Below are 12,590 nucleotides of genomic sequence, written 5' to 3'. Positions count from 1 at the left end.
TCTAGGCGGGTCCCTTCCGCCGAGGGTGTCGGTGGACTGTGGGACTGTGTAGCCGGTTATCGCGGTACAGGTTTCAAGGGGGGATCGACATGGGACGTGTGACGGCACTTCTGATCGGGGTGGTGGCCACCGCTGTTGCCTTGGCCGGCTCGGCCGCGGCTCTGCCCGCGCAGGGCACGCCGGAATTCGACGGCTACCTGCAAGGTCTCGAGCGCAACGGATTCCACTTGAATCCCGACACCGCGTGGCGCGTCGCCCACCAGGCGTGTGTGGGCGGCATTCCCGGATACATCGGGTTGGAACTCGCCGCGCAAGGCGTGATCGGTCCGGGCTCAGCCCAGCGGTTGATGGATGTCGCCCGCAAGTACGCCTGCCCGGTGCAGTAGCGGGGCGCCGAACCCGGCCCGGCCCGGCCCGAAAATTAGTGACTTCTACTTACCTGACCACGGCTTAGATTTGCCGCATGCGCTTTCCCACACCCGCCGAGGTCGCGTCGCAGACCCCGGCCGACCGTGATCGAGCCATCGACGTCATCCGCATCTGCGCCCTGATCGGGGTGGTTGCCGGGCACACCGTCATGGCCACCAGCATGATCCGCGACGAGGTGTTCATCTGGGACAACCTGCTGACCACCTCGGTGGTGTTTCAGGCGCTGACCTGGCTGCTGCAGATCATGCCGTTGTTCTTCTTCGCGGGCGCCGCCGCGAGCGTGACCTCCTGGACCCCGGGCGCGTCCTGGGGCGGTTGGCTGATGAAGCGCTGCACGCGGTTGTTCCGTCCGGTGTTCTACTACCTGGCGTTCTGGGCGATCACGCTGACGGCATTGCATCCGCTGCTGCCGATCCATGTCTACGAGCCGATCGCCGGGATCAGCGTGCAACTGCTGTGGTTCCTGGGCGCGTACGTGCTGATGTTGGCGACCATTCCGGTGCTGTACCGGATCGCCACCCCGGGGCGGCTCGTCGCCGGGGTGCTCGCGGTCTATCTGATGGTGGTGCTGGTCGACGTGGTGCGGCTGCACCTGCCCGGCGCGGCGCCACTGGGTTATCTGAACATGGCGGTGTGGTTGATCCCGGGGATGTTCGGGGTGGCGTACCGGCGCGGCCTGCTCGACGGGCGCGCCGCCCTGCGGACCGGACTCGCGATGGTCGGGATCAACCTGGCGCTACTGGCCTTCGGGCCCTATGAGGTGAGCCTGGTCGGCATCGAAGGCCAACGGCTGGCGAATATGACGCCGCCGTCGCTGCTGCTGGCCGGGCACGCAATCATGATGTGCGCGTTCGCGATTGCCGCGGCCCCGGCGATCAATCGCTGGGCCCGGCGACCGCGGGTGTGGTGGCTGACCGCGATCGGCAACTCCGGCGCCATGACGCTGTACCTGTGGCACATGCCGGCGCTGCTGTTCACCCACCTGGCGTGCTGCTACCTGGGCCTGTACCGGTATCCCGGCGAACCCCACTTCGTCTTGCTCAGCGTCGTTCAACTCGCGCTCGTGATCGCAGTCGTGCTGGTGCTGTTCATGACGCTGCGGCCGCTGGAGAACAATCGGCTGCCGGGCTGGGATGGCGCCGTCGCACCGGCGCCGGGTACCCGCAGCGCGGCGGTGGGCACCCTACTGTGCCTGTCCGGCGTGGCGATCCTGGCCGCGGTGAAGTGGGGCTTGAAGGACGACGGAATCGCCTGTGTCGCAGTGATGCTCGCGGGATTGATCGGCGCGCGACTGCTCAGCTACTCGTCGTCGGCGACCAAGGTCCCGGCGACCGTCACGCCGCGCTGAGTTACCCGCTCTTGCGGCGGAATTCCCGTCGCCCGTCGACCGGTCCCTGCGCCTTGGGTGGTTTCGGCCCGGAGTCGGTGTGTGCGGAACCCGCCGCGGACTTCGAATTCTTGCGTTCCAGCGCCTCGCGAAACTTCTTCTTGGTTTCGTCTTCTGGCATTTCATGCTTGCCCATAGGGGGCAACCTTACGCCGCTTTCGCGCCTGCTCGAACGTGCGCAGAACACGTCGACTGCCCGGCGTGTTGGGCGGGGACACGCACGGTCGCGCAAAAAAGGGGTGGGCCGCGCAAAAGGGGTGGGGGGTGTGCTCGTGCGGAAGGTCAGCGGATGCCCGGCGGCATGCCGTAGAGGTGCGAGATCGGCAGGGTCAGCAAAACCCGCCGATCAGTGACCATCGCCTGGCGGTATTCGTCCCAGTCGGGGTGCTCCCCGGCGATGTTGCGGTAGAGCGCGACGAGCCCCTCGACCGTCTCGTCGTTCGGGTCGCCGGCGGGCGGGGTGAGGACGGCATCGCCCTCGGCCACCGCGTAGGCCCACCCGTCATCGGAGGCCACCAGGATCGAGGCGCGCGGATCGCGGCGCAGGTTGCGGGTTTTCGCCCGCGGTTCGGTGATCGAGACCTGAATCGCCTGATTGCGCGCATCGAAGAAGTACGACACGTTCGACAGTTGTGGTCTGCCATCGCGTTTGATGGTGGCCAACACCCCCAGTGAATTGCCACTGATGACGGCCAAGAGCTTGTCGTCGAATACCTGGCGGGTCATGTTCAGAGCCTACTTGCCGGGCCTGGGTCTCACTACTATCAAACCCATGACGCGCTATGTCGCTTTCCTGCGCGGCGTCAACGTCGGCGGGGTGAATCTGAAGATGGCCGAGGTCGCACGGGTCTTCGAAGACGCCGGCTTCGACAACGTGGCGACCGTGCTTGCCAGCGGCAACGTCGTGCTCGACTCGCGGGCCGCCGCCCGCACGGTGCGGAGCAAGGCCGAAAAGGCGTTGCGCGATGCGTTCGGCTACGAGGCCTGGGTGTTGGTCTACGACCTCGACACCGTGCGCGCCGTCGACGAGGCCTATCCATTCGAGCGCGAGATGCAGGGCCACCACTCCTACGTCACGTTCGTCACCGACCCCGAGGTGCTCGACGAGTTGGCCGAACTGCCCCCGACCGACGAGGAGAAGATCGCCCGCGGCGACGGGGTGCTGTACTGGCAGGTGGTCCGTGCCGCCACCCTTGCCTCGGCTGTCGGCCGAACCATGGGCAAGAAGCGCTACAAGTCGTCGACAACCACCCGAAACCTGCGCACGCTGGGAAAGGTGCTCAGCCGGTAGTCTCGCGGAGGTGACTTCCCCGGGTGACGATGCCATCAAGAACGATGCGACGAAGCACAAGGCTCAACTGACCGGCGTCTCCGAGACGGCGCTGCTCACGCTCTACGGCCGCGCCAGGGAGGCCGGCCGACCCGACGGCGTGATCGACGACCCGATGGCCATCCGGCTCCTCGACTCGATCGATTACGACTTCTCCCGGTTCGGCTCGCCCCGCCAGGACATGTCGATCCGCGCCAAGACCTTCGACCGGTGGACCACGAAGTACCTGAGCACGCATCCAGATGCTACGGTGGTCGCCCTCGCGGAAGGGTTGCAGACCAGCTTCTGGCGCATCGATGCCGCACTGCCCGGCGCCCGGTTCCGGTGGGTGACCGTGGACCTGCCGCCGATCGTGGACATCCGGCATCGCCTGCTGCCGGCGTCCCCGCGCATCGAGTTGCGCGCGCAGTCCGCGCTGGACTACGGCTGGATGGATCAGGTCGACGCCACCGCCGGGGTGTTCATCACCGCCGAGGGACTGTTGATGTACCTGCAGCCCGAGCAGTCGCTTGACCTGATTGCGGAGTGCGCCAAGCGTTTTCCGGGCGCGCAGATGCTGTTCGACGTGCCGCCGGCATGGTTTGCGGGTCTGTCGCGGCGCGGCTGGTTACGAACCAGTCTGAAGTACACCGTGCCGGCGATGCCGTTCAGCCTGACCCCGACCGAGGCGGCCAAACTGATCGACCTCCCGGGCGTGCGGTCCGTGCGCGACATCCAGCTGGAACCCGGCCGCGGCGCGGTGATCAACGGCTTGATCTCGCTGGCCCACTCCTCGAAGCTGTTTCATCCGCTGCGCGGAGTGCTCACACTGCTGGAGTTCGGCTGAGTCAGCCGACCCCGACGGGTTGGGCCACGGCCGCGCGGAAGCTCAGGTGCGGATCCACCACGGAGTCGTGACGCAACAGCCTGACGTCGTCGTGGTAGCCCATCGACGTCTGCCAGGGTGCGCTGTCCCCCTGGCGCGGCAGCCGATCAACCGCCCGTCGCACGTATCCGGCGTCGAAGTCGAGGAACGGCCGAGTGGTCATGTCAGCGCGGTCGACCTCGGCGCAGGCGATGTCGTAGCCGTGCGCATCCATGTGCGCCAGCAGTCGACAGAGGTGTTCGCAGAGCAGACCTACCTTCAGCGTCCAGGACGAGTTGGTGTAGCCGAACGCGTAGGCGAAGTTGGGCACGCCGGACAGCATCATGCCCTTGTAGACGATGCTCTCGGCCGGCTCCACCGGCCGCCCGTCCACGTTCAGCGTCATCCCGCCGAGCAGCTGAATGTTCAATCCCGTTGCCGTGACGATGATGTCGGCTTCGAGCTCCCGACCGGACTCGAGCCGGATACCTGTTTCGGTGAAGGTCGCGATGCGGTCGGTGACCACCTCGGCACTGCCACTGCTGATCGCGGCGAACAGGTCGGCGTCGGGCACCGCACACAACCGCTGATCCCACGGGTTGTACGTCGGGTTGAAATGCTCGTCGACCGGATAGCCCGCCGGGAGACGCTTGGCGTTGGCTCGGCGGATCAGCCGCCGCGCCGCGTCGGGATAGCGCTGGCAGAACTGGTACACCAGCTGTTGCTTGAGCATGTTCTTCCGGCGTGCCAGCGCGTAGCCGCGGTCGGCACCGAGCAACTTCTGCGCGGCGTTCGCAAAGGTGTCCCGCGCCGGCACCGGCATCACATAGGTCGGTGAGCGCTGCAGCATGGTCACCCGCGCCGCGGTTCGTGCCATCGCCGGCACCAAGGTCACGGCGGTGGCGCCGCTGCCGATGACCACGACCTTCTTGCCGGTGTAGTCGAGGTCCGCCGGCCAGTGCTGGGGATGCACAATCGGCCCGGTGAACCGGTCCCGGCCCGCGAAGTGCGGTGTGTAGCCCTCGTCGTAGCGGTAATAGCCGCCGGCGCAGAAGATCCAGTTGGCGCTGAGTTGGCTCGGCTCGCCGGTGTCGGCGCGCTCGATGTCCACCGTCCAGCGCGCGGTGTCGCTGCACCAGGACGCGCCGACCACCTTGTGATGAAACCGAATGTGGCGTTCGATTCCGTTCTCCGCGACCATCTCCCGAAGGTAGGAAAGGATCTTGTCCGCCGAGGCGATCGCGTCCTCGTCGCGCCACGGCTTGAACTCGTAGCCGAAGGTGTGCAGGTCCGAGTCGGAGCGGATGCCGGGGTAACGGAACAGATCCCACGTGCCCCCCGTCGCACCGCGGGCTTCCAGGATCGTGAACGAGGTGCCGGGTCGCTGCGTCTGCAGGTAGTAGGCGGCGCCGAGACCGGAGATGCCGGCACCGACGATCAGCACATCGACGTGGGATCTGGTGGTGGTCGCGCTCATGATGGCTCCTGACGGTCCGAACGAAGCAATGTGACCATCGTCTCGTTCGGGACTCGCCTTGGCGAGGTCAATATGCAGCGCGATTCTCTGCCGATGGGGCATAGTGCACCTATCATGAGTCCATGTCCTGGGCCATGCCGTCCGCGCGGGTGCGCGAACTGATCCGGCAATCGGCACACCTGGTGCTGGACCCGGACCCCGAATGGCTGCACGAACTCGACACCGCGGTGCTGGGTGCGCACCCGACGATCGGCGTCGACCCCGAACTCGCCGCGGCCGTCAGTCGCAGCAACCGGGCCAATCTGCTGTTCTGGGCGACCGCCAACCTGCGTGATCCGGGCGCCCCGGTCCCGCCCAACACCGGTCCCGAACCGATGGGGATCGCCCGCGAACTGGTCCGCCGCGGGTTCGACGCCTACGCCCTCGACGCCTATCGGGTGGGGCAGGGGGTGGCGTGGCGACGGTTCATGGAAATCGCGTTCGAACTGACCACCGAACCCGCCGAACTGCACGAGTTGCTGGACGTGTGTTCCCGGTCGATCGGCGCCTTCATCGATGCGACGCTGGCCGCCATTGCCGCCCAGATCGATTCCGAGCGTGACGAACTCACCCGCGGCACCCATGCCACGCGCCGCGAGACCGTCTCGTTGATTCTCGACGGCGCCCCCATCACCCGATCCCGGGCCGAGGGTCGGCTGGGCTACGCCCTGACCGGCACGCACACCGCGGCCGTGCTGTGGAGCGCCGACCCCGCGGCCGACCTGGGCGACCTCGACCGGGCCGGCGAGGCCTTCGGCCGGGCCACGGGCGGCGACCAGGTGCTCAGCGTGCTGGCCAGCAGCGCCACCCGATGGGTGTGGGCGCCCGGGCGCAGCACGCTCGACGCCGACGAGCTACGGGCGGCACTGCACTCGATGCCACAGATCCATGTCGCGGTCGGCGTTCCCGGTGAGGGCCTGGAGGGTTTTCGCCGCAGTCACTTCGGCGCGATCACCACCCAGCAGATGATGACCCGGCTGGACTCACCGCAACGCATCGCGCTGTTCGGCGACATCGAACACGTCGCGATCCTGACCTTGGACGCCGACCGCGCCAACGCGTTCATCAGCCGGGTGCTGGGCGATCTCGAGTTCGCCGAGCCCGAACTTCAGAACACCGTGCGCACGTTCGTGACCGCGGGTTGCAACGCCTCCCGCGCGGCCCAGCGCCTGTTCTTGCACCGAAATACCCTGCTGCGGCGGCTCGCCCGCGCCGATACGTTGCTGCCCCGTCCGTTGCTCGAGCGCAGCGTGCAGGTGGCGGTCGCGCTCGAGGCGGTGCGCTGGCGCAACCCTCAGTCCAACGCGGCTTCCAGGTAGCGAATTGCCTCGGCGCGCCCCATGCCCAGCGCGCGGGCCGCCTCGGCGTACGTGCGCGCGGCCGCGGCCATCGCGGCGTCGGCCGGGTCGGCGCGTGCCACGAATGTCCCGAACCGACCCCGCGTTTCGAGCAGACCCGCGCCCTCGAGTTCGCGATAGGCCCGTGCGACGGTATTGACGGCCAGGCCCAGCTGTCCGGCCAGTTCCCGCACCGTCGGCAACCGGGTGCCCGGCGCCAGGCGGCCGTTGCGGATGCCATCGATGATCTGTGAGCGCAACTGGTCGAACAGCGGCGTTCCCGCGCGCGCGTCGACCTTGAGCCATTCCCCCAACTCCACGTTGTCCAGTATTGCTGACGGCCCGCTAGTTTGGTGGGGTGCGCATTGCAGTTCTGACCGGGGCCGGCATTTCCGCCGAAAGCGGGGTGCCGACGTTCCGTGATGACAAGAACGGCTTGTGGGCCAAGTTCGACCCCTACGAACTGTCGAGCACGCAGGGCTGGATCGACCACCCGGAGCGGGTGTGGGCCTGGTACCTGTGGCGCCACCACCTCGTGCAACGCGTGGATCCCAACGACGGCCACCGCGCGGTGGCCGACTGGGAACGCATCGCCGGGATCGCCGACGTCTCGGTGGTCACCCAGAACGTCGACAACCTGCATGAACGGGCCGGCAGCAGCGCGGTCCACCACCTGCACGGCAGCCTGTTCGAATTTCGCTGCGACAACTGCAATTCGGCCTACACCGGCGAACTGCCGGACATGCCCGAACCGCGGTTGGAGGCCGAACCCCCGCAGTGCGACTGCGGCGGACTGATCCGCCCCGACATCGTCTGGTTCGGCGAACCGCTGCCCGACGAGCCGTGGGAAGCCTCGGTGTCGGCGGTGCGGGATGCCGACCTGCTGGTGGTGGTCGGAACCTCGGGGGTGGTGTACCCGGCGGCCGGGTTGCCCGAGATGGCGCTGGCCCAGGGCACCGTGGTGGTGGAGGTCAACCCGGATCCCACGCCGCTGTCCGGCGATGCCACGGTGTCGCTGCGCGAAAGCGCCAGCACGGCGCTGCCCACGCTGCTGCAGCAGCTACCGAGCCTGCTGAAAAAGTAGCCGTCGGCGTTGAGACTGAGCTGATGGCCTTCACTTTGCCGTGGCGGCGGAGATTCCCACGAGATCCCGCCCTGATGACAACCTCGTCGCCGAGAATGCAATCTCGAAGTGAGAGCGACGCCAGCCGCGGCCCCACGCACGTGCGGACGAGGCCTAGGTTGTCGGCCTGACCGCGCGCCCCAGCGCGAACTCGGCCACCGGAAGCGGTACCCAGCTCGGCAGGGTCCACTCCCGCCGCGCGGTCTCGATTGTGAAACCGGCTGCGCGGATGGACTGTTCGGTGTGGCGGTGACTGTGGCAGTTGCCGGAAATCCGCGGCCACACCGTCGCGTCGGCGAACCGCTGCAGTCGACCGCGCCAACCTTCACTGGCGATGTGTTCCAGATAGCGCAGTTCGCCACCGGGACGCAACTGGGAGAACAGCTGGGCCAGCACCCCGTCGGGCTCGGCCACCGTGCACAACACCAGGGAACAGACCACGGCGTCGAACGGTTCGGGGTCGGCCAGCGTCTCGACGGCCTGCCCGTGGACAGTGACCGGGACCGGTGCGGCGGCCGCGGCCGCCTTGGCGTGGTCGACCAGATGCACCTCGGGTTCCACCGCGACCACCTGCGTCACGGTGTCGGGGTAGTGCGCAAAGTTGGTGCCGGTGCCGGCGCCGACCTCGAGCACCCGGCCGGTGAGACCGGCCAGGTTGGCTTGTCGCATCCGGGTCAAATCCTCGGTTTCGTGCGCTGACATCACCGTCCACAGCCGAGCGAACAGCGGATGCGAGAGTTGGCCCTGCGATGCCGTCATCGATGTACTCCTTTGTTGTCGAACAACCAGCTGATCATTTCCTCTGGGCCGGCGTCGGGGCCGACGATCCCGAGCGTCATGTGCCCGGTGCACACCGCCCGCAGCACGTTGTCGGCGAATGCCGTCGCATCGCCGAACGGCAGATACGGCTTGGCGATCAGCATGGCGGCCACCCCGTGGGCGGCGGCCCACAATTCGAGCGTCAGCGGGGTCGGATCGCCCGACGGGTACAGCCCCTCGGCCATCAGCGTCTCGACGGAGCCGCGCAGGTGGGCGAACGCCGAGGAGTTCAGCGTGGCGTCCACGTCGCTGCCCTGGCGGCCCTCGCCCATCGTCGCGATGCGGTAGAGCTCCGGGGTCGCGGTGGCGAAGCGGACATAGGCCAGGCCCTGGGCCCGCAGCGCCGCCAGCGTGGTCGGCTGGTCCTGGGCGGCCTGCTGCATTTCATCGTGCAGCGCTTCGAAGTAGCGCGCACACACCGCCTCAAGCAGCGCATCCTTGTCGGCGAAGTGCAGGTAGATCGACGGCGAGGTCACCCCGACGCGCCGCGCGACCGCCCGGATCGAGACGTCCTTGGCGTTGCCGGTGCGAAGCAGCAATTCGGTGGCCGCGTCGAGGATTTCGACGCGCAGCTGTTCCCCCGACCCGCGCGGGGCGCGTCGACGGCGTTCCAGCGATGGCCTGCTCATCCAGCTCCCGCGCCGGTCGTCTTGGTGTCCCCGTCGGCGTCAGCGGAGCGCCCGGCGCCCACCGTCGACAGGTCGCCGGACTCGCTGATGCCGACGCGGTCATGCAGGCGCACCAACGGCTTTGGCGCCCACCAGTTCCATCTGCCGAGCACGTGCATGAACGACGGGACGAGCACCATCCGGACCAGCGTCGCGTCGACCAGCACGGCCAGGGTCAGGCCGAGCCCGAACATCCGCATGAACGACACCTGCGCCGCGATCAGTGCGGCGAACGAGATCGACATCACCAGCGCGGCGGCCGTGATGACCCGCCCGGTGCGGGCCAGGCCCAGTGCGACGCTCTGGTCGTTGTCGGCCCGAGTCCGACCGCTGGCCAGCCAGAACTCCCGGATCCGCGAAATCAGGAACACCTCGTAGTCCATCGCGAGCCCGAAGGCGATGCAGAACAGCAGCACCGGCATGTTGGCCACCAACGTGCCGGTGGGGGTGGTCCCGAACGCCCCGAGGTGGCCGTCCTGGAAAATCCATACCAGCGCACCAAATGCCGCGGTCAGCGAAAGGACATTGAGGACAAGGGCTTTCAGCGGAAGGACGACACTGCCGGTCAACAGGAACAGCAGCACAAAGGTGATGGCGGCGATGACGCCGAGCACCAACGGCAGCCGGGAGGTGATCGCGCTGACACTGTCGCGGTTGATCTGCGCGATGCCGGTCAACTGCACGTCCCGATCGCCCGGTCCGGCCACCGCGTGCAGCGCGTCGAGCTGATTCTCCGAGGTATCGGAGAACAGCGGCACGTCGCTGGCCACGGTCAAAAATGCACTGCCGTCGGCCATTCCGGTGGCCCCCGCCGGCGGCCCGACCCGGGCGCCCGCGACGAACGTGCCCGTCGGCGCCGTCACCGCCGCGACATCGGTGACCCGGGACAGTTCCGCGGCGTAGCGGTCGAAGTCGGCCGGCGCCAGCCCCGTGGCGTCGGGCACGACGACGGTGACGGCGGTGTCGGAGTTGTTGGCGAAGTCGTCGCGCAACTCGTCGCCGACCTGATGGGCCGAGGCCCCCTTGGGCAACACGCGATCGTCGGGGAATCCCCACTTCACCCCGAGGAACGGCGCACCGGCGAGCAGCAGGAGCGCGACGCCGGCGAGCCCGATCGGCACGGCCCGGCCCATCACGAACTTGGTCGAGCGATACCAGAACAGCTGCTCGACGGCCTTCGGCTGCGGCTCCGGGCGGCCGCGCAACCGCCGGAACAGGCGCCGCACGTCGAACGAGTTCAGCCGCGGACCGAGCACCACGATCACCGCGGGCGCCACGATGACCGCGGCGAACGCGGCGAACGCGACGGTGGCGATGCCCGCGTAGGCGAACGACTTGAGGAAGTACATCGGGAACAGCACCATGGCGGCCATCGACAGCGCCACCGTGGTCGCCGAGAACAACACGGTGCGACCGGCCGTCAGCATGGTACGGACCAGCGCTTGTTCGGCGGGTACGCCGTCGGCCAACTCGTCGCGGTACCGGCTGACGATCAACAGCGTGTAGTCGATGGCCAGGGCGAGCCCCAGCGCGATCGTCAGATTGAGGGCGAAGATCGAGACATCGGTGAAGTGGGTGATCAGCCGCAGTACCGCCATCGACCCCACGATGGCCAGCGCCCCGACCGCCATCGGCAACGCGGCGGCCAGCAGCCCCCCGAACACCCAGACCAGCACCAGGAAGCTCAGCGGGATCGCAATCGATTCCATCAGCAGCAGATCGCGTTCGCTCTGCTTGGTGATCTGGGAGTAGACCATGGCCTGCCCGCCCGGGGTCACCGTGATGTCCGGATGCGCCCGCAGCACGTCCTCGGTAATGGCATCCACCAGTGCCTGGGCGTGGCGTTGCGCGTAATTCTCGCCGCCGGTGATGCCCGCGACGATCAGACCGGTACTGCCGTCCCGGCTGACCAGATCCGCGATGGCCGCCGGCGGCGCGGTCCAGGTCGAGGTGACGCTGGCGATGTGCGGGGACGCCTCCAAGGCGTCGACGACGGCCAACCCGGCGGCCCGGGCGGCCGGGCTTTCGGCACCCGCGGGCGCGGCGACTGTGAAGACCAGTTGCATGTCGCCCTGGTTGAACTTCTCGGCGAGCAACCGTGCTGCCGCGGAGGACTCCGCGGTCGGGTCCTGGAAGCCGCCCGCGGACAGGCTCTTGGCCACCGGAACGCCGAACACCGCCGCCGAGATCGTGAGCAGCACCGCGAACGCGATGATGCGCCGCGGTGCGGCGATGGCCATGGTGGCGATTCGGCCCAGCACGGGCACCCCCTCTCGTCGCCGGCCCCCCGCGGCGCCGATCGCTGACCTCGGCACTGTAGCGCCCCAGGTGTGTTATCGACGATAACTTAACGGAGGCAGCCTGCGGTGCCCAAACGGGGTGCGTGCCGCAGTCCCCGGCGGAAGCCGACGCCGGGTCTGCTTACTTTCTCCCGCGCTTCTAGTCTTTTCTTTCATGACAACCGAGTTCGATCACCGTTTTTCCACGTCAGGACGCGATCTGGGACTTTTGCTACTGCGGTTGGCCGTGGGGGCGGCAATCCTGCAGGCCGGCCTGCAGAAGGCGCTCGACTACGGGTTCGTGGTCGACAGCATGAGACAGAGCGGCTGGAAGATGCCCGAGTTGGCCGCATTCCTGGTGACGACCGCCGAAACGGTCGGCGGCGTGGGTCTGTTGTTGGGCCTGCTGACACCGTTGGCGGCGATGGCGGTGACCGCGGCGATGATCGACGCGTGGGCGGTCAACGTCGCCGCGGCCGCGTTTTGGTCCGCCCCGTTCAACGTGCCGTTCCTGATCGGCTTCGGCGCCATCGCGCTGCTGCTCACCGGGGCGGGCACCTACTCGATGGACCAATGGTTGTGGGGGCGGGCCTACTGGCCGCGCCTGGTCTCGATCACGTTGCTGGTGGTCGCGATCATCGCGGCCGTGGCGACGTGGGTGTTCCTCAACGGGACCAACCCCATCCACCTGACCACACCCGGGTCCTGACCTTGACGTTTAGCGAGCGTGCGCCCCTCGGACCCCGCCCACGAGCGGAATCGTGGGGCCGGCGAGCGAACGGCGCACAGCTTTCCCTACCCGGGAGTAATAATTGCCATGATATTGCGAGTCGTGACTCAATGATTCCTTAATAGTTA

At 67.7% G+C, this 12,590-nt stretch carries 14 protein-coding genes; 7 read left to right on the top strand and 7 right to left on the bottom strand.

Annotated elements, in window-relative coordinates; genetic code table 11:
- Nucleotides 1-89 precede the first annotated feature (89 nt).
- Together RCP80_RS05445 and RCP80_RS05440 are read left to right on the top strand one after the other, a co-directional pair.
- Nucleotides 90-386 (top strand): DUF732 domain-containing protein, encoded by a 297-nt coding sequence (locus RCP80_RS05445; protein ID WP_308481365.1) that lies wholly within the window; start codon nt 90-92, stop codon nt 384-386.
- A gap of 77 nt (nt 387-463) precedes the next feature.
- Nucleotides 464-1,777, top strand: coding sequence for an acyltransferase family protein (locus RCP80_RS05440; RefSeq protein WP_308481364.1), 1,314 nt, complete (start codon nt 464-466; stop codon nt 1,775-1,777).
- Between the two features lies 1 nt (nt 1,778).
- Here RCP80_RS05440 and RCP80_RS05435 read toward each other — a convergent pair whose 3' ends face one another.
- Entirely contained in the window at nt 1,779-1,952 is a 174-nt protein-coding gene (locus RCP80_RS05435; protein WP_308481363.1) for a DUF5302 domain-containing protein, read from the bottom strand.
- A 146-nt stretch (nt 1,953-2,098) separates the two neighbouring features.
- Entirely contained in the window at nt 2,099-2,542 is a 444-nt protein-coding gene (locus RCP80_RS05430) for a PPOX class F420-dependent oxidoreductase (protein ID WP_308481362.1), read from the bottom strand.
- Nucleotides 2,543-2,588: 46 nt separating this feature from the next.
- Between RCP80_RS05430 and RCP80_RS05425 the strand changes: the two genes are divergently transcribed.
- Together RCP80_RS05425 and RCP80_RS05420 are read left to right on the top strand one after the other, a co-directional pair.
- Nucleotides 2,589-3,107, top strand: a complete 519-nt coding sequence (locus tag RCP80_RS05425) for a DUF1697 domain-containing protein (RefSeq protein ID WP_308481361.1) — start codon at nt 2,589-2,591, stop codon at nt 3,105-3,107.
- A gap of 10 nt (nt 3,108-3,117) precedes the next feature.
- Nucleotides 3,118-3,972: a class I SAM-dependent methyltransferase gene (locus RCP80_RS05420; RefSeq protein ID WP_308481360.1), complete on the top strand. Its 855-nt coding sequence runs from the start codon at nt 3,118-3,120 to the stop codon at nt 3,970-3,972.
- A 1-nt stretch (nt 3,973) separates the two neighbouring features.
- Here the strand turns inward: RCP80_RS05420 and RCP80_RS05415 are convergent, their stop codons facing one another.
- Nucleotides 3,974-5,467 carry a flavin-containing monooxygenase gene (locus RCP80_RS05415; protein ID WP_308481359.1) on the bottom strand — a complete coding sequence of 498 codons (1,494 nt, stop codon included), beginning with the start codon at nt 5,465-5,467 and terminating at the stop codon, nt 3,974-3,976.
- A 122-nt stretch (nt 5,468-5,589) separates the two neighbouring features.
- Between RCP80_RS05415 and RCP80_RS05410 the strand changes: the two genes are divergently transcribed.
- Entirely contained in the window at nt 5,590-6,825 is a 1,236-nt protein-coding gene (locus tag RCP80_RS05410) for a PucR family transcriptional regulator (RefSeq protein WP_308481358.1), read from the top strand.
- Here RCP80_RS05410 and RCP80_RS05405 read toward each other — a convergent pair.
- Nucleotides 6,801-7,163: an Rv1152 family transcriptional regulator gene (locus RCP80_RS05405; protein WP_308481357.1), complete on the bottom strand. Its 363-nt coding sequence runs from the start codon at nt 7,161-7,163 to the stop codon at nt 6,801-6,803. The two genes, RCP80_RS05410 and RCP80_RS05405, sit on opposite strands and share 25 nt — an antisense overlap.
- Nucleotides 7,164-7,201: 38 nt before the next feature.
- On the opposite strand from RCP80_RS05405, the gene RCP80_RS05400 reads away from it, so the two are divergent.
- Nucleotides 7,202-7,927: an NAD-dependent deacylase gene (locus tag RCP80_RS05400; RefSeq protein ID WP_308481356.1), complete on the top strand. Its 726-nt coding sequence runs from the start codon at nt 7,202-7,204 to the stop codon at nt 7,925-7,927.
- 153 nt (nt 7,928-8,080) lie between these two features.
- On the opposite strand, the gene RCP80_RS05395 is transcribed toward RCP80_RS05400, so the two are convergent.
- From RCP80_RS05395 to RCP80_RS05385, 3 genes are read right to left on the bottom strand one after another with little or no spacing between them, the layout of a single operon-like run.
- Nucleotides 8,081-8,725 carry a class I SAM-dependent methyltransferase gene (locus tag RCP80_RS05395; protein ID WP_308481355.1) on the bottom strand — a complete coding sequence of 215 codons (645 nt, stop codon included), beginning with the start codon at nt 8,723-8,725 and terminating at the stop codon, nt 8,081-8,083.
- Nucleotides 8,722-9,414, bottom strand: a complete 693-nt coding sequence (locus tag RCP80_RS05390; protein ID WP_308481354.1) for a TetR/AcrR family transcriptional regulator — start codon at nt 9,412-9,414, stop codon at nt 8,722-8,724. Before RCP80_RS05390 ends, RCP80_RS05395 begins: the two co-directional genes overlap by 4 nt.
- Nucleotides 9,411-11,714: an MMPL family transporter gene (locus RCP80_RS05385; protein WP_308481353.1), complete on the bottom strand. Its 2,304-nt coding sequence runs from the start codon at nt 11,712-11,714 to the stop codon at nt 9,411-9,413. Before RCP80_RS05385 ends, RCP80_RS05390 begins: the two co-directional genes overlap by 4 nt.
- 193 nt (nt 11,715-11,907) lie before the next feature.
- Here RCP80_RS05385 and RCP80_RS05380 point away from each other — a divergent pair, with 193 nt between their 5' ends.
- Entirely contained in the window at nt 11,908-12,441 is a 534-nt protein-coding gene (locus RCP80_RS05380) for a DoxX family protein (RefSeq protein WP_308481352.1), read from the top strand.
- Nucleotides 12,442-12,590: the final 149 nt, after the last annotated feature.

The organism is Mycolicibacterium sp. MU0053 (assembly GCF_963378095.1).
GTDB classification, from domain to species: Bacteria; Actinomycetota; Actinomycetes; order Mycobacteriales; family Mycobacteriaceae; genus Mycobacterium; species Mycobacterium burgundiense.
The sequence above is the reverse complement of the archived record's forward strand: the minus strand, read 5'-3'. Positions and strand labels throughout refer to the sequence as shown.